The following is a 15,951-nucleotide window of genomic DNA, read 5'->3' on the forward strand; positions in this document are numbered from 1 at the left end:
GATACGACAAACTCGCCGTCCGCTTCCTGGCTACCGTCCACATCGCCGCCATCGACCTGTGGCTACGGTGACCCGACTTTCGAAACACGACCTAGCTCTAAACTGACAGCGGTCGTCGACAGGATGGGCTCCTGATGGGAAGAGGAGTCCTTGTGCCCGAACGTGTTTCGAGTGAAGTCAGGCGTGCGGATCGGCACTTGGCCGTTCTACGGCATGCCGAGGAGATTAGCGGAAACATCGCTGTGACGTGCCGCTAATACGGCATCAGGCCGCAACGTCTTCTACCGGTGGGCCCCACAGTCAGGTGCAGTCATCGATGGCGGTGTACCGGTAGAAGTGCTTTTGGCGGTGCGAGCCCAGTGAAGCGGTTGGCGCTAGACGCGGGACAGAGTGCGTCGTGCGGTGGCGCCGCCACCGAACTTTGATCACAGCACGGGACGGTGGTCCAGCCGCACGGTCAGCGTGTCAAGCCGGTCATCGCCGGTCGGCGCCTTTTTCGGTGACCTTGCCAGTAGGTCAGCGCGTCCCACGTCGGTTCCGCTTCGGTGGTGTCACCAGGGTGATGAGCATGTCCTAGTAACCGACAGAGCGATGTGGCGACTGGCACAGGACGCCGATCTCAACCGGCACGGGGGCGCCACCGTCATCCGACGGCCTGCCGACCTCCGGCAGTTACTCGAACACGACCTCGCGCATGGCAGCCGGGGGAACCGAGTAGATGAATCGCTCAGGTAAAGTCCACACCGACAACCGCAGATCGTTTCCCTGGTTGACACGCCCCGCCGGGCCTGAAACCCACGGCGAAACAGACCAGCATCGTCATACCACCGCAATCAACCGATGACCAGCAGTTTTCGGTGTTGCAGGAGGTTGGCGTACTGGTCGATACCCCCTCCGGACACGCACCATAACCCCAACCGTGCGGGTCGAGAGAAGTCTCGACCCGCACGGTTCGTTTGGCGGGATGGTAAGTCATCTGCAGGTTGAGGTGCCGGTAGACGTCGGCTTTGTCCACCGGATCCGCCCCGGACAACACGTGCCGGATATCCCCGAGTTCCTTGATGAGACAGCGGATCTCCTCGCTGGTCATTCGCCGTGGTCTGCACAACCAGCCCCTCGACACAATCCGAATATCTCGGTGGCCGAGGGATTTTCGCGATTGCGGAGGCGCTGACCCGCGACGATGTCGCGTCGCCGTCGGCCTACGATCCCGGACGAAACCGGCACCGTGAACCACGATCCGGGTCCCGTATCGCCTCCAGCAGCCGCGTCGCCTGCGGTCGACGTTTCCACGGAATCGACCGAGACTGACCGGAACCCGCAAACGCCAGCGCCGGTTGAACGGGGTGGAGAACCTGGTGGTGTCATTGTCTGCCATAGGGCGGACTCACGGGGAGATCGTTTGGCTTCGAGTAACGTCCGTTGGTCGAGGAGTTGTTTGACCGTCAGTCCGGTGTTGCGTAACGCGCTGCGATTGAGTGTGCGCGCCGAGTAGCCCAGGTGCCGGGCGTACTCGCCGGTGTTTCTGGTTGTGGCGAAGTTGGCGTCGATCGCCGCGCTCAGCGCGTCGAAAAGGTCTTCGGGTGGTCGTCGCACAGCGTTACCCGCCGGATCGGCGAGGGCTAATTCGACGACCAGGATGCCCAGCACGCGCGCCACGAGTTCTTCCTGCATTTCCGGTGGGAGTGGACGGGCTGCGGTGTCGAGGAGATCATCGAGACGTCGGCGGCCGGGAGATGAGTCCGCGGTCGCTTGGGCCCGAGCCCGTCGATTGTGATTGACGCCGACAACTACATTCAGTACAAATTAGGCGCCGCTGACGGCTTGGCGGGCTTTCACGCGCTGCTGAAAGCCGCCCCCAGGGCGCGCGTCAACACGGTCGTCGACGTGCCCGACCGCGACTTCGGTGATGCCGCCTCCACGTGGGATTCCTGCGGCAGTCAGCCGAGGTAGAAGTCCTTGCGGACGGCGACGAACTCCTCGACGGTCAGGGGCCGCTTGCCGGTGATGCGCTCGACGTCGATGGTCGCCCTGTCGTAACGGTTCGCGCGGTGCAGCTGCGCCATGGTCGCGATGTGCTGCTCGGTGTGCTGTGGCAGGCCCGCGTTCGCGAGTACCTCGGTGCGCCACCATTGCAGGGGGACGTCCAGATAGGTCACCGTGCGGCCGAGTGCCCTGGAGAACTCCTGGGCTACTTCGGTCATGTCGAGCGCCCGCGGTCCGGTCAGCTCGTACACCTTCCCGGCGTGCTCCCCGGGATCGTGCAGGATGGTCGCGACCACCCGGGCGACGTCGCCGGCAGCGACTGGCGAGGTGCGTCCGGTCCCGAACGGCAGCGCCAGCGTGTCGTTCTCGCGGATCGACCGTGCCGCGAGGGTGGTGAACAACGGATTGTCGAGGAACGTCGTCGGGCGCACGTGCACCACGGGCAGGCCCGACCAGTCCAGCACCTGCTCCGCCAGCCAGTGCAGCCGCTGCTGGTGGGATTCCGCCGTGCTGGTGGCGGTCATCTGCGACACCGTCATCTGCGACATGTCCACCAGCACGTCGAGTTCGCCGTGCGCCTTCGCGACCGTGGCCAAGATGGTCGCCGCCAGCAGGTGGTCCGGGGACACACTGAGCCCGAAGTACGACCGGCGGACGCCGTCGAGCGCGGCCGCCACTGTTTCGGGCCGGGTCAGGTCCCCGGTGACGACCTCGGCGCCTAATGCCCGCACCTCGGCCGCGCGGTCGTCCTCGCGGCGGACCAGGACGCGGACCGGCACATTCTGCGCACGCAGTTGCTCGGTGACGAGGCGGCCCACGCCGCCGGCGCCGGTAACGAGAACGAGGTCGTGATCAGCCATCGGTGACTTCCTTCCGGAGGTGTTCGTGCCGCTGCACGGGCGCACTTGTGTGTGTATGTGGCGCTCAGAGGGCCTGCGTGCGCCGGTGTTGCGCCCTTCAGCGGAGGAAGAGGTTGAGAAGAGCTTCGGTGCGCCCGCCGAAGGGGGCGTAGAGCAGGCGGGCGGCGTTCCAACGACCTTGCACGAGAATGCCTTTGGCGTGGCTGAGCGTGCGGAAGCCCTCGATGCCGTGGTATTTGCCCATCCCACTGGCACCGACACCGCCGAAGGGCAGGTCGTCCTGTCCGACGTGCATGATGGTGCCGTTGATGGTGACGTTGCCGGAGGTCGTGCGGTCCAGGACCTTGCGTCGGTCGGCGTCATCGTCGCCGAAGTAGTACAGCGCGAGCGGTCGCGGTCGTGCGTTGACGTAGTTTATCGCGTCGTCGATGTCGCGGTAACCGAAGATCGGCAGGATGGGGCCGAAGATCTCCTCGTGGGCGATGCGCATGTCGTCGGTGACGTCGAGCACGACGGTCGGTGCGAGGGTGTGTGGACGGCGGGCCGCTTCGTGCGGCCGGTGTCCGACCTCGATGATCCGCGCCCCGTGAGCACGGGCGTCCTCGATCAGGTCGGTGAGGATCTTGTATTGCTTGTCATCGACGATCGAGGTGTAGTCCTTGCTGGTAGGGCCGTCGGGGTAAGCGGACTTCACCAGTCTGTCGTAGCTGGCGATGAAGGTGTCGATCTCGGATTCGTGCACCAGGGCGTAGTCGGGGGCGATACAGGTTTGTCCGCCGGACAGGAGTTTGCCGAATGCGATGTCGGAAACGGCCTGGTCCCGTACGTGTCCCTTGGCCACGATGGTCGGAGACTTGCCGCCGAGTTCCAGGGTGACAGGGACGAGGTTCTCGCTGGCGGCTTTCATCACGGCTCGCCCAACTTCGGTGCTGCCGGTGAAGACGAGATGGTCGAACGGCAGGGAGGAGAACGCGGAGCCGTCGCCGCTGACGACCGTGACCTGCTCTGGCGGGAAGAGTTCGCTGAGCATCGAGGTGAGTACCGCGTTCGTGGCCGGTGTCAGCTTCGACGGCTTGAGCATGACGCGGTTGCCTGCGGCGATCGCGGTGACGACCGGCATCAGCGACAGGTTGACGGGATAGTTCCACGGCGAGATGACGCCGACCACGCCGAGCGGCTGGTATTCGATGTGGTTGCTGCCGAAACGCAGTGGCAGGTCGATGTGGCGACGGGTCGGGCGCATGAACCGACGGAGGTTGCGCCGCAGGTAGTCGATGCCCTGCACGACGCCCACGAGTTCCATCAGCGCTGTCTCGTGTCGCGAGCGATGTCCGAAGTCGGTGTTGATCGCCTCCTCGATGTCGCTGCGCCGGGCGATCAGCGCGGCTTTGAGGTTGCGCAGATCGTTGCGCCGCGTCGCCAAGGACGGCGCTCCGTCGCGCAGATAGGCGGCACGCTGAGCTCGGAGGATGTGATTGAAGCGCTCCGCGTCGGTGAGCTGTGTGGTTTCTTCTGTGGTGGTCATGATGGTGTCCCTCAGCTAGTTTGCGCGGGCGACGGCGGGCTGCGTGTGCGAACGGCGGGCCATCCAGCCCATGATCCGGACCACGTGGCGGCGTGGCAGGAGTCTGCTGAGCAGGGCGAGTGACCGGCTGTTGGTGATCACCGACGGAGGCGCGGATCGGCGGTCGAGCGTGTCGAGGGCGATCCTCACGACGTGTTCGGGGGTTGCACGTTTCGTGCCGTAGTCGGCGGACTGGTTGCCGGCGACGTCGAAGAACTCGGTTTGCATCGCGCCCGGGTTCACAGCGAGGACGCGCAGATTGGTCCCGCGGGTCTCTTCCCACAGCGACTCGGTGAAGCTCAGGACGAAGGCCTTGGTGGCGCCGTAGACGCTCATGTACGGGATCGGTTGGAAGCCAAGCAGGCTCGCGACGTTGATCAGAACGCCGGTGTCGGCGGAGCTCAGCGGGCCGATGTAGGCGCGGCTGAGGTCGACCAGCGCACTGATGTTCAGCGCGATCATGCTTTGCAGGCGGTCGGGATCCTCGTCGGCGAATTCGTTGTTGGTGCCGAAGCCTGCGTTGTTGACCAGTCCGGTGGCGTAGATGCCGCGGGACTCGAGTTCGGCGCGCAGCGTGCGGCCGGCGTCGGGCAGGCCGAGGTCGCGGGCGACGGCGGTCACCGTGACGCCGTGTTCGCGGGTGAGTTCGGCGGCCAGGCTCTCGAGCCGGTCCGCCCGGCGGGCCACCAGCACGAGGTTCGCGCCGCGGCGGGCCAACTGGCGGGCGAATTCGGCGCCGAGGCCGGAGCTGGCGCCGGTGACGATGACGGTCTGACGGCGGTAGTCGATTTTGCTCATGACATTCACTATACGCACAGACTTGCACTGCGTGCAAGTAGTTGCATTGCGTGCGGTGGCGTACCATTGGTGCATGGCTTCGAAACTGACACCTTTGCGGGAACAGACCCGCTCTGTGGTCCGCTCGCTGCTCGCCCGGACCGCTATTGAGTTGTTCGCCGCCAAGGGCTACGACAACACGACCCTCGACGAGGTCGCCGCCGCCGCGGGCGTCTCCCGGCGGACCCTGTTCAACTACTTCCGCAACAAGGAAGACCTCGCGCTCAGCAGCCTGGCCGAACAGGGCGAACTGATCGCCGCGCGCCTCGCACAGCGCCCGGCCGACGAGGATGCCTGGGCGGCACTGCGCGCGGCGTTCCAGGTGCTCGAGGAAATCGACATGACAGCAGAAGGGCGCCTGGAGTTCATCACGCTGCTGTTCGGCAACGACTCCCTCCGCGCCGGACACGCCGAGAAGCAAGCCCGCTGGCAAGACCTGTTCGCACCGCTGATCGAGCCGCGACTGCCCGACTCCGACCGCCGCACCCTCCAAGCCCGCGCGATCGCCGCAGCAGCGATCACCTGCCTGCAGGCAGCCAACGAGGAATGGGTCCGCCTGGGCGGACAGGTCGACATGTTCGACCTCTACGACACCGCCGTACAGGCCATCCGCCGCCCCACCTGAAACCGGCCGCAGCCAGCTCCACCACGCCCGTGGGCCTGGGGACCAGGGCCCGAACCGCCTAATGGGAGTTGATCGGCGAGCCTACGACCGGTAGTGACCGGCAAGGTGCAGGCTGATCGCCCGAGCCGCCGGTCGGTGAGCACTCTCGTCGCCTGGAATGATCGTCGATTCCTAGGGTTGGATCGTGCCCCGGCCGGTTGGTGAGGCCTCCTGTAGCGCTGATGGGGTGTCGTACCGCAGCAGAGTACTGATCCATTAGGTCGCCGCCGGGTGGCCTTGGGCTCGAACTGGATTCGATGGATCAGCACTGGAGGAGGTGATCGATGATCTTCGTTGACGACGACTGGGCCGAGGATCATCACGACGTCCACGCGATGGATGGAAATGGCAAGAAACTCATCGTGCGGCGGCTGCCGGAAGGGCTGGCCGGGATCAGCGGGTTCCACGAACTGCTGGCCGAGCATGCCGAGGATCCCGGCCAGGTCGTAATCGGCATCGACACCGACCGAGACCTGTGGGTCGACGCGCTGGTCGCGGCCGGCTACCAGGTGTACGCGATCAACCCCCTCGCGGTCGCCCGCTACCGCGACCGGCACAGCGTTTCCGGCGCGAAATCCGATGCCGGGGACGCAAAACTGCTGGCCGATCTGGTCCGCACCGACCGCCACAACCACCGGCTCGTCGCCGCAGACTCCCCCGACGCCGAAGCGATCAAGGTATTGGCCCGCGGGCATCAGAACCTGATCTGGGCACGCACCCGCCACACCAACACGCTGCGGTCGGCGCTACGGGAGTACTACCCGGCCGCGCTGGAGGCATTCGACGACCTCGCCGACCGCGACGCGTTGGCCGTGCTCGCCCGCGCCGCCTCACCAGCCGAAGGGGCCCGGTTGAGCCTTTCCGCGCTACAGGCAACGCTCAAACATGCTGGGCGCCAACGCAACATCGATACCAGAGCCGCACAGATCCAGACCGCCCTGCGGGCCGATCACCTGCACGCTACCGACGCGGTCACCACCGCGTTCGCGGCCACGACACGGGCCACGGTCGGCATCATCACCGCCATCAACACCCAAATCCAGGACCTGGAAAGCGAGCTCGCTTCGCATTTTGAGAAAACCCGGACGCCGACATCTCCCCCTCCCTGCCAGGACTCGGTGTCATCCTCCGCGTCCGGGTGCTCGGTGATTTCGGGGACGACCCGAACCACTACACCACCGCCAAGTCTCGCAAAAACTACGCCGGAACATCACCGTTGACCGTCGCGTCGGGCCGCAAACGTGCCGTGCTGGCCCGCCATGTCCGCAACCGACGCCTCTACGACGCCAACGCGGCGGCGTGTAGGCCCGCGCCGGTCGCCACGATTCCGCCCAGCGTCACGATGGGCAGATGGGCCGAACCAGAACGAGCGCTCGCGATGGGCGTGCGCAGATCGGCCTGCGGCACGGCGAGATTCTGTGACGGCGGCGACTATGTGGGCCGGTGTGGGCGCCGCAGATCGATTACCTTGTGCCGCTCGGCCATCGCGTGATCTGCGTGGATCTGGCTGGATTTGGCGAGATCGCCACCGCCGGTCCGGTCATCCCCGACGCCATCCCACACCCGCGCGATCGCCGCGGTTCTCGATGCCCGCGGTGTCGGGAGCCACTGAGGTACAGCGGCAACGACATCACGGCATTCCATCTGGGCTGGACATCGGACCCGAGACCTGAATAGTTCGCTGTCACAGAACAACAACAGGTGCTCAACGTTTCCGCGGGTCGATCTCTGTGGTTAGCGCAGGTGTCCCCCTCCGGACACAGACAGTACGTCAACACGTGGCCGTGGGTTGGTCTCGGCCGTGACTGTGTGGTCGTCGTGGTTGCAGGTTGGTTTCGCAGGCGGGTTGGTTCCGGGCACCGTGCTACATCGCCTTCCATCGGGAGAACCCGCTCGCGTTGCGAATCCTCGCGCTGACCGACGTCGACGTCAGTGAATCCGAACTGGCGACGAAAGCGAAGGTACAGATCGACGCAGTGCTGAGCGGCTCGATCGAATCCTTCACCGCCGCAGTGCGACTGGTCAGCTCTGATGCCGAACCCCAGGCGTTGGTGATGGTTTGGTGGGCCGCGGTGAACGGGGCCTACGCGCGGTTCCCGCGATGGGCAGAATCTCGCGCCGATATACGTCATTTGACGGATTGTCCAATGCGGCCAGGAGCCTAGGTTGGATTTTACCGAGACAATTCAGCGCAAAGACCTGAGATGACGCCGCTACCGATCATCGCCGTTGACAACGCCGAGAAGGTGTTGCTGCGGACCACCGGGATGAGCACGGCATCGATGGGGTCCGGCTCACCGCCGAAACGCTCGGCGTTATCTAACGAAAGGTTCGGCGGTGGTTGTCGGGCGCGCAGGTTGGAAATCCGGCACTCGGGCCTGCCCCACTTCGGCGAAGCGGAGCCGTCCTGCCCGCTGGAGCTGATGGCCGAAATCCCAACACAGCAAGCCCGACAACCTACACCGCCACCTCAAACCTCACCGGCTTCGCGCGCCATCACCAGCATGCTCGAGCCCGCCCTCGTCAGTCGCCGACGAGTCACGTGTAACTAAGCGGCTGTAGTTGCTCGTACCGGCTGGCAGATACACATTGACCCTGTACCAGAACGTGATGCGGCCTTTCGAGTCGAACTCGGCCCGCTTCGTGGATCCGGAGTTGCTCGCTAGGAAAAGCTCGTCGGTCGTCCAGAAATCAATGCTGGTGGAGCTGGGAGCCACTTCGTGCAGGCTATGAAGCTTTCCGTTGACTTTCCGGAAGATCGAGATGCCGACGGGGAAATCGTTGTAGATCCTGGCCAGCGTCCCACGAGATGCGCCTGGTTCGGCGGTCTCCTCCCCGCCCACCTCCGACAACGGCACGGTCAGTTTCTTGTCTTCCAAGTCGATCTCAGTCACTTGCGCCTCCCACGGTTGAGTGCCCTCGAACAAGGAATCAGCGGCGCGAACGATGGCCGGATAACGTGGAGCCGCGCCAGCTTGGTTGTGAAGACCCGGCCGAACAAGTATGAGCCCCGGTTCACAACCCCAGCGGCCGTTTCGGTCGAACAGGACACCCAGCCGATCGCGGTGGCGTCGTCGGTGACGGTCCGCTTTTCCGCGGTGAGGTGTTCAAGACCGCGTTCGCCAGGCCGGTCCCGCTGTTGTGACATGTCCGCACCTGGGTGCGGACACCGCAAATCAACCAGTCGTGGTCACCAGGACATAGCCGTCCATATCGCCGCGGTCGGTTCCGATCGTCTGCAAGAAAGATCAACGGTGTCTTCAAGTTCGGCGCCGCGTACATTCCGTGCGTAGCGCGAGAACCGAGGAGAGGCGATGAGTGGTACATCGATCGAGCCGCGGGCCCTGACCGACCTCGAAACCGGAGTCGTCACCAAACTGCTGTCCTCCGGCAAGGCCGGTGCTGGCGACTATCTGGCGCAGATTCCGCTTACACAGGTCAACGCCACCTGGGGTGTCGGTTCGCCCAGCGTCGATATGGTGGTGCTCCCTGGTGTGGAGACCGCATCCGGTTCGACGGACGGAATCTTCGCCAACGGAGCCGTCACCGACCGCAACGGAGCACCGATCGGCGAGGTCATTCTATGGGTCGAGCAGGGCAGGCTCAGTGGAATCGAGTACGCCTGGTACACGGACGTGCGTCCACAGACGCTGCCCGAGCCCGCGCAGATCGAGGTCTTGTTGTCCATCTAGACGTGACGCACCTCGAGGCAGGATTCGCTGACGCAGTGTCGGTACCCCGTCGTCGGGCCACCACGTTGCCACTCGTGGGACCACCGACAGCTGGCCCGAGGTGAAACGGGTTATCGCAGTCGTTCCGAGTCACCGTGACGGAAACTCGACCGCACAATGCTGCAAGCTTCATGGGCAGGTCCCGTGCGGGGCGGTCGAATGCTCTCACCTCGGCACGAAGGCCCGATGTCGGAGATCAGCGTGTCGAGTCCACCGGAATCACGCAATCGCCTGCGGCACTGGGCGAGACGGCCGATAGTCGTTTGAGTGCATCGTGCTGTCTCCATCTATGGACCCCTGCGACGGGAGAAGTGTTGTGACAAGTCTCGACAACGACCAGACCAGCCACCGCGACACGGTTACCGACAAGCCTGAACCGCCCGGCGAACGACTCACGCACCCTTTGGCTGGGCCTCGCGGCCTGGGCACCGAACTCGCCGCACGCTTCTCGACGATGACCCGGGCCGAGCCCGAACCGGCGGCGCCGCCCGCGCCCGGCGCGAAGCCGGCGGCCACACTGCCCAGCGCTGGCTTGCGGCACCTTCGCGGCACGGGAACTCCCCTGGGCGAGAGCGCGTTTCGGATACCGTTCCGGCACGCGACGGCCGAGATCGAGCCCTACCGAGAACTTGCCTGGGGTGACGGTTCGGCGCCGCCACTGTACTGCCCGCCCGCCACCCGGATCGACGACGATCTCGCCGACCGGATCGACGATCGCCTCACCACGTGGGCGGAGTCGATCGGGTTCACCGACGAGGAGCTCGAGAAGCTGCGCCGGACCGGCTACGGACGGCTGGTCATGCTGACCCACACCGATTCCGACGACCCCGACCGACTGCTGGTCCCGGCCCAGATGAACACCGCCTGGTGGATGGCCGACGACTACTACGCCGACGATTCGGCGCTCGGCGCGGACCCGACCCGGCTGCCGCAACGTCTCACCTTGGCGATGGCGGCCTTGGATCCGTTGCCCGACGCGGGCGAGTTCACTACTCCGCTGGAGGAGGTGCTGCGGGAAGACAAGGTGCTGCGTGCTTTCGGTTCCGCGATCGCGAATCTGCGCGCCCACGCCACCCCGGGGCAGGTGCAGCGCAGCTGCTACGCGACGTTCACGATGTTCGTGTCCTGGACCGCCTACGCCGCGTGGCGACACACCGGCGAATCACCTTCCGCGTGGGAATATCTCGCCGCCCGCCAGCACGACACCTTCTACACCTCGATGACCCTGATCGACCCCGTCGCCGGGTACGAGCTGCCCGCGAACCTTTTCTACGACGATCGGGTCCGGCAGGCCGTGTTCCGCGCCGGTACCGCCGCCGTCCTGGTCAACGACCTGTTCTCGATCAAGAAGGATGCCGCCGACGAAGTACCCGTCAGCAATATGGTGCTGCAGATCGCCGCCGATCGTGGGTGCTCGCTGGCCGAAGCGACCGAGGTCACCGTCGACCTGCACAACCGGATGGTGCACCAGTTCGAAGCCGATCATCGCGCCCTGCGCGCCATACCCTCCCCCGAGCTCCAGCTGTTCATGCGCGGCGTTCGCGATTGGATGGGCGGCTCGTTCGAATGGCACAACACGAACCCGCGCTACCGCTAGGTGGGTCGCGCCCTGGCCTCCTGATATCGCCTGGGCTGCCGCGGCCCGCGCGAATTCCGCTGCGCCGCACCGGATGGGCGATGCAGCGGCCTCCTGGAGGCCGGGGCTGCTGCAGACGGCACCAGCTTCGATCCGGCGGACCCGGACGATCAGGCTTCGCGTACCCGGCCACCGGGCCGCGCGATACCCCGCACCGACAGACCGCTGTCCGCGGTGACGAGCGATCCGGTCATCGCGGCCGCTTCGGAGCGAGAGGCGAGCAGGGTGAAGATTCCGCTGTAGGCGTCCACGGACGGAACCTCCTGCAGTGGAAGCTTTTCCCGTGTGCCGTCCAAGACCGAGTCGGCGGCGGTCTGACCGAGTGAGGTGGTGCCGCGCAGCCGGGTGGGAGCCACACCCGGTGCCACCCCGTTCACCCGGATATCGGGCGCCAGCTCGTAGGCGAGTTGCCGTACCACACCGTGGACAGCGTGTTTGGACGCGGTATAGAGGACGCCGCCGCCTGCGGCATTCGTACTGGCATACGAACCGGTGATGATGACACTGCCACGAGTGGCCACCAGCGCCTCCAAAGCGGCCCGCACACCGAGCAGCGGGGCCAGGACATTCACACCGAACAACTCGGTGAACGCTCCGGTCAGCTGGTCGCCAGGGATGTCTTCGATCGGCCGCGCCCCATCGGTGATACCCGCGTTGCCGACGAAGACGTCGAGCCGACCCCATTCACTCACGGCGGCATCCACCGCCGCGACATTGCCCTCCCAGGTGGCGACGTCGGCCACCATCGGCCGGACCGAATCTCCCAGTGCGCCACGCAATTCGAGAACCCGATCCGCGATGTCGACCGCGACCACGCGCGCACCCTCCGCAACATATCGTTCGACCACCGCCCGGCCGATTCCCGCCCCCGCGCCGGTGAAGACGACGACCTGACCATCCAATGCGCCCATCGGGGCTCCTTTCCGGGCTCGGTGCAGTACTACCGCGCCCATTTGTACACATAATTGGATACACTTCTAGGCGACGGCGGGATGCGGCGTTCACCGGTGACCTTAGGATGATGCTGATGACTACCTCTGCTCGACGGATCCGCGCCGGTACTACCGTCGACGCTCTGTACCGGACACTGCGGGAACGCATCATCACGGGCGTCTACGCACCCGGGTGGCGTATGTCCCAGGAGCAGCTGGCCAACGAGCTCGAGGTGAGTCGCACTCCCCTGCGGGAGGCCTTGCAGCGGCTGGAAGCGGACGGCCTGGTGGTGGCGCACGCCAACCGCGGTATGCATGTGGCTCCGCTGGTGAATTCCGAAACCGAACAGAGCTATGCGCTGCGCCTGCTGCTGGAGCCGCCGACCGTGGGGGCGATCGTCGATATACTCGGCGACGACGATATCGAGCAGATGCGAAACCATCTCGAGGACATGCGTACCCATCGCTCGCACAGTCGCCGTTTCCAGGATGCCCACCAACTGTTCCACGACGTGGCGCTGACGCGATACCCATCGAATTTCGCCGAGCTCACCAGTTCGCTGCACACCATGATCTACCGGCATCAGAGCGTCTATCTCTCGCATGCCCGCACCCCGGACGATTTCATCGACAGTGATCAGTTCTTTCTGGACGCGATCGGCAATCGCAATGCGGCTTCGGCACGCCGGATCATGGAGTTCCATTTGATCGATGCCGCGTTGGGCCTGGTACTCGATGCCGATCCCGATCACTGCTTCGATTCGCTGCTGCTGGCGATGCGCGGCCGCGACATCGTGATCGAACACGACGAACAGGGACGTATCGAACGTCCCGCGCCGATCTACTGGATCGATTCCGATCCGGTGCTGCCGGATTTCGCCACCTCCAACCTGATTCTCATGGCGCCGCCGGAGCCGTCGGCCTGAGGACCAGCCGGCCCGGCGGCATTCGGTCATATGATCCGCGCGGCGAAGAACGCGGTGTGGATCGCGTCGTACACCCGTCCCGGTCGCAGCGCCGAGCCGACCACGTGCACATCGATTCCGGCGCTGCGCAATTCGTCGGCGAGTTCGTTCGACGCGGGTGTACGGCCCAGCGCCGGCACCACTGTGTCGGCGGGCAGCACCTCGACGCCGTCCGCGGTGAGCAGTGAGACCCCCTCGGCGGTCACCTCGCTCACTCGCGCGCCGGTGCGAATACGCACCCCGGCCTGCCGCATGAACTGCGGCAGCTTCATGGCGTCGTAGACCACCTCGTCGCCTGTGAGCAGCGAATCCTGTTGCTCCACAACCGTTACCTCGGCATCGCCCATCTCGGCGATGCGCAGCGAGGTCTCGCAACCCTGCATCCCGCCGCCGATCACCACGATCCGCCCGTGCAGCGGAGCATCGGCGCGCACCTGCGCCGCGGGTATCATCGGCACGTCCGCGGCGATCGGGAAGTCCGGTTCCCGCAAGGGTGCTCCGGTGGCGAGCACCACCGAATCCACGCCGCTCGCAACGAGTTCCGCGGCCGTGGCCCGGGCCGGCACCACCGCGATATCCCGGCGCCGCACCTCGTGTACGAGATGGTCCACCAATGCCGCGATGTCCTGTTTGACCGTGGATCCCAGCGCGTGGGTGAGCAGACCCCCGAGCTCACCGGGTTCGAACAGCCGCACCTCATGTCCGCGGTCACTCAGTACGGCGGCGCTGCGCAGACCGGCGGGTCCGGCACCCACGACCGCAACCGACTTCCTGGTGCCGGCCACGGTGATCGGGAACCGGCCCTCCTCGGTCACGGACGGATTCACCGTGCACCCGACCGAGCGGCCCTTGTCCACGCCGCGATGCAGGCAGCCGTCGTTGCATCGGATACAGGGCACGATCTCGAGTGCCCGCCCCGCCTGCGCCTTGCGCGCCCAATCCGGATCGGCGAGCATGGCGCGGCCCAGCGAAACGAAATCGGCTGAGCCGGAGGCGATGACATCGTTCGCAACCTCCGGGGAGACCAGCGAGCCCGAACCGATTACCGGAATCGACAGCTCGGGGCGGAACTTCTCCCAGCCCCAGCGGTGCGGTGCGCGAGTGTTGAACCAGGGGCTGACCTCCCATTCCATGGTGGCGTGGTGGCCACCGGAGGCATGGATGACATCGACCCCGTGCGCTTCCAGCATCCGGCACAACTCGACGGTCTCCTCGATCGGAATGCCGTCGGGCTCGTAGTCGGTGACCGAAACCCGCACGCTCAGCGGAAAATCGCGCGGCACCGTGGCGCGGATGGCGTCGACGATCCGGATGAGGATGCGGGAGCGGTTCTCGAAGCTGCCACCGTAGTCGTCGGTGCGCGAATTCGTGTGCGGGGACAGGAAATTGGTGATCAGATAGCCGTGCCCGGCATGCACCTCGACCAGGTCGAAGCGGGCCTTCCACGCCCGCAGCGCGGCCTGGGCGAAGGCGGTGACGATATCGTCGATCTCGGCGACGGTCACCGGCTGCGGGATCACCCCGGCTACCGCCTCGACGTAGTCCCAGGAACTGTCGGTGGCCGATTTGATCGGCGCGGTGCCGAGGAATTTCTGGCGGCCACCGTGGGCGAGCTGCAGGCCGATCTTGGCGCCGGTGGCATGCACCTCGTCGACGAGCCATCCCCATCCGGCGATGTGCTCGTGGCGGCTCATCCCGGGCTGATTGTGGATCGCTTTGCTGGCGTCGTCGTCGATGTAGGTGTACTCGGTCATGATCAGGCCGACGCCCCCCTCGCCGAGACGGCGATAGTGGTCGACGGTCCGTTGGCTGATCGTGCCGTCCATATTGGCGGTCGCGCTGCTGTTCGGTGATTTCACCACGCGATTGCGGAACTCGACCGGCCCGATGCGGCCCGGCTGGAACAGAGCATCGAAGCTCATGGGATCTCGATTCGTGATGTGGGCTGTGGGAATTCGAGAAATTCGGGAGGTGCAGAAGCTGCGGGAGGTGCGAAAATCACGGGGCGAGCAGTGCGCCGGCGCGGGGAACGACCGGGTCGAGGTCGAGGCTGCGCAGCAATCGCCAGGTGGTCGCCGCGGCGGCCGACAGCACCGGAATCCGGAACTGGTGTTGCAGCTCGTCGAGGATCGGCAACGACGGCATCTGCACACAGGCGCTGATGACCAGGGCCTCCGCGCCGGACGTGTCGACAGTGTGGGCGTGTTCGAGCAGATTGCGCGGATCGAGCCGCCCGACGGCCAGGTTGTCGGCCACCTCGAGACTCAGCGAATCCACCACCTCGAAGCCCTCGTGCTCGATGTAGTCGCACACCGTCGCTGTCAGCGGCTTCATATACGGCGTGACGACGGCGATCTTGCGCACATTCAGATGGGCCAGCGCCTCGGTCAGCGCGCCCGCCGAGGAGAGCACCGGAATGGCTTCGCCGCTCTCTTCTTTCGCAACCTGCGCCAGTTTGGATTCCGAGACGGCGTGATAGCCGCGGCTCTGCGCCATGATCGCCACCAGGCAGGCGTAGGCCATCGCGTCGACGCGGGCGTCGGCGAGTTCGGCGGCACAGCGCAGCGAGTCGGCATCCATCTGCGTCAGCTGCTCCGGCGTCACATGCTGCATGCGCATGCGGGAGGAGTGGAAGGTGAACTGCTCGTCGGGCCGCACCTCGGCGCGGGCCCGCAGCATGGCCGGAATCTCCGTTTCCATGGTGGTGTTGGAGCTGGGCACGATCATGCCCACCCGTGTGGTCGTCATCGACTCTCTACCTTCGTGTCGAGTGGTG

At 65.5% G+C, this 15,951-nt stretch carries 14 protein-coding genes and 1 pseudogene; 6 read left to right on the top strand and 9 right to left on the bottom strand.

What is annotated here, in order from left to right; genetic code table 11:
- Positions 1 to 727: 727 nt before the first annotated feature.
- The 4 genes from ACIBW7_RS19745 to ACIBW7_RS19760 all read right to left on the bottom strand — a co-directional run bounded on the left by ACIBW7_RS19745 (position 728) and on the right by ACIBW7_RS19760 (position 5,208).
- Positions 728 to 1,090 carry a hypothetical protein gene (locus ACIBW7_RS19745; protein WP_397048201.1) on the bottom strand — a complete coding sequence of 121 codons (363 nt, stop codon included), beginning with the start codon at positions 1,088 to 1,090 and terminating at the stop codon, positions 728 to 730.
- Between the two features lie 850 nt (positions 1,091 to 1,940).
- A complete protein-coding gene (locus ACIBW7_RS19750) occupies positions 1,941 to 2,846 on the bottom strand; it encodes an NAD(P)H-binding protein (RefSeq protein ID WP_397048203.1) in 906 nt (301 codons plus the stop codon).
- Positions 2,847 to 2,943: 97 nt separating this feature from the next.
- Entirely contained in the window at positions 2,944 to 4,371 is a 1,428-nt protein-coding gene (locus ACIBW7_RS19755; protein WP_397048205.1) for a coniferyl aldehyde dehydrogenase, read from the bottom strand.
- Positions 4,372 to 4,386: 15 nt separating this feature from the next.
- Positions 4,387 to 5,208 carry an SDR family NAD(P)-dependent oxidoreductase gene (locus tag ACIBW7_RS19760; RefSeq protein WP_397048207.1) on the bottom strand — a complete coding sequence of 274 codons (822 nt, stop codon included), beginning with the start codon at positions 5,206 to 5,208 and terminating at the stop codon, positions 4,387 to 4,389.
- A gap of 73 nt (positions 5,209 to 5,281) precedes the next feature.
- Between ACIBW7_RS19760 and ACIBW7_RS19765 the strand changes: the two genes are divergently transcribed.
- Both ACIBW7_RS19765 and ACIBW7_RS19770 read left to right on the top strand, forming a co-directional pair.
- Entirely contained in the window at positions 5,282 to 5,872 is a 591-nt protein-coding gene (locus ACIBW7_RS19765) for a TetR/AcrR family transcriptional regulator (RefSeq protein WP_397048209.1), read from the top strand.
- 323 nt (positions 5,873 to 6,195) lie between these two features.
- Positions 6,196 to 7,199, top strand: a pseudogene (locus tag ACIBW7_RS19770) (transposase); the annotation flags it as partial.
- On the opposite strand, the gene ACIBW7_RS19775 reads toward ACIBW7_RS19770, so the two are convergent.
- The gene (locus ACIBW7_RS19775; protein WP_397049085.1) at positions 7,190 to 7,318 is read right to left on the bottom strand and encodes a hypothetical protein; all 129 of its coding nucleotides are present in this window, start codon (positions 7,316 to 7,318) and stop codon (positions 7,190 to 7,192) included. The pseudogene ACIBW7_RS19770 and the gene ACIBW7_RS19775 overlap by 10 nt on opposite strands.
- 422 nt (positions 7,319 to 7,740) lie before the next feature.
- Between ACIBW7_RS19775 and ACIBW7_RS19780 the strand changes: the two genes are divergently transcribed.
- Positions 7,741 to 8,076, top strand: a complete 336-nt coding sequence (locus ACIBW7_RS19780; protein ID WP_397048211.1) for a hypothetical protein — start codon at positions 7,741 to 7,743, stop codon at positions 8,074 to 8,076.
- A 312-nt stretch (positions 8,077 to 8,388) separates the two neighbouring features.
- Here ACIBW7_RS19780 and ACIBW7_RS19785 read toward each other — a convergent pair whose 3' ends face one another.
- Positions 8,389 to 8,805 (bottom strand): hypothetical protein, encoded by a 417-nt coding sequence (locus tag ACIBW7_RS19785; protein WP_397048213.1) that lies wholly within the window; start codon positions 8,803 to 8,805, stop codon positions 8,389 to 8,391.
- Positions 8,806 to 9,225: 420 nt separating this feature from the next.
- Between ACIBW7_RS19785 and ACIBW7_RS19790 the strand changes: the two genes are divergently transcribed.
- Both ACIBW7_RS19790 and ACIBW7_RS19795 read left to right on the top strand, forming a co-directional pair.
- Positions 9,226 to 9,603 (top strand): hypothetical protein, encoded by a 378-nt coding sequence (locus tag ACIBW7_RS19790; protein ID WP_397048215.1) that lies wholly within the window; start codon positions 9,226 to 9,228, stop codon positions 9,601 to 9,603.
- 355 nt (positions 9,604 to 9,958) lie between these two features.
- Positions 9,959 to 11,239 (top strand): family 2 encapsulin nanocompartment cargo protein terpene cyclase, encoded by a 1,281-nt coding sequence (locus ACIBW7_RS19795; RefSeq protein WP_397048217.1) that lies wholly within the window; start codon positions 9,959 to 9,961, stop codon positions 11,237 to 11,239.
- Positions 11,240 to 11,388: 149 nt separating this feature from the next.
- Here the strand turns inward: ACIBW7_RS19795 and ACIBW7_RS19800 are convergent, their stop codons facing one another.
- Entirely contained in the window at positions 11,389 to 12,189 is an 801-nt protein-coding gene (locus ACIBW7_RS19800; RefSeq protein ID WP_397048219.1) for an SDR family NAD(P)-dependent oxidoreductase, read from the bottom strand.
- A gap of 116 nt (positions 12,190 to 12,305) precedes the next feature.
- On the opposite strand from ACIBW7_RS19800, the gene ACIBW7_RS19805 reads away from it, so the two are divergent.
- Positions 12,306 to 13,136 (top strand): GntR family transcriptional regulator, encoded by an 831-nt coding sequence (locus ACIBW7_RS19805; RefSeq protein ID WP_397048221.1) that lies wholly within the window; start codon positions 12,306 to 12,308, stop codon positions 13,134 to 13,136.
- Between the two features lie 26 nt (positions 13,137 to 13,162).
- Here the strand turns inward: ACIBW7_RS19805 and ACIBW7_RS19810 are convergent, their stop codons facing one another.
- Together ACIBW7_RS19810 and ACIBW7_RS19815 are read right to left on the bottom strand one after the other, a co-directional pair.
- Positions 13,163 to 15,097, bottom strand: a complete 1,935-nt coding sequence (locus ACIBW7_RS19810) for an FAD-dependent oxidoreductase (protein WP_397048223.1) — start codon at positions 15,095 to 15,097, stop codon at positions 13,163 to 13,165.
- A gap of 76 nt (positions 15,098 to 15,173) precedes the next feature.
- Positions 15,174 to 15,923 carry an Asp/Glu racemase gene (locus ACIBW7_RS19815; RefSeq protein ID WP_397048225.1) on the bottom strand — a complete coding sequence of 250 codons (750 nt, stop codon included), beginning with the start codon at positions 15,921 to 15,923 and terminating at the stop codon, positions 15,174 to 15,176.
- Between the last annotated feature and the right edge of the window lie 28 nt (positions 15,924 to 15,951).

Source organism: Nocardia sp. NPDC049526, assembly GCF_044465765.1.
Lineage (GTDB): Bacteria > Actinomycetota > Actinomycetes > Mycobacteriales > Mycobacteriaceae > Nocardia.

Coding starts and splice junctions, on each gene's coding strand:
- ACIBW7_RS19745 (WP_397048201.1), bottom strand. CDS start 1,090: ATGACCAGCGAGGAGATCCGCTGTCTCATCAAGGAACTCGGGGATATC.
- ACIBW7_RS19750 (WP_397048203.1), bottom strand. CDS start 2,846: ATGGCTGATCACGACCTCGTTCTCGTTACCGGCGCCGGCGGCGTGGGC.
- ACIBW7_RS19755 (WP_397048205.1), bottom strand. CDS start 4,371: ATGACCACCACAGAAGAAACCACACAGCTCACCGACGCGGAGCGCTTC.
- ACIBW7_RS19760 (WP_397048207.1), bottom strand. CDS start 5,208: ATGAGCAAAATCGACTACCGCCGTCAGACCGTCATCGTCACCGGCGCC.
- ACIBW7_RS19765 (WP_397048209.1), top strand. CDS start 5,282: ATGGCTTCGAAACTGACACCTTTGCGGGAACAGACCCGCTCTGTGGTC.
- ACIBW7_RS19790 (WP_397048215.1), top strand. CDS start 9,226: ATGAGTGGTACATCGATCGAGCCGCGGGCCCTGACCGACCTCGAAACC.
- ACIBW7_RS19800 (WP_397048219.1), bottom strand. CDS start 12,189: ATGGGCGCATTGGATGGTCAGGTCGTCGTCTTCACCGGCGCGGGGGCG.
- ACIBW7_RS19805 (WP_397048221.1), top strand. CDS start 12,306: ATGACTACCTCTGCTCGACGGATCCGCGCCGGTACTACCGTCGACGCT.
- ACIBW7_RS19810 (WP_397048223.1), bottom strand. CDS start 15,097: ATGAGCTTCGATGCTCTGTTCCAGCCGGGCCGCATCGGGCCGGTCGAG.
- ACIBW7_RS19815 (WP_397048225.1), bottom strand. CDS start 15,923: ATGACGACCACACGGGTGGGCATGATCGTGCCCAGCTCCAACACCACC.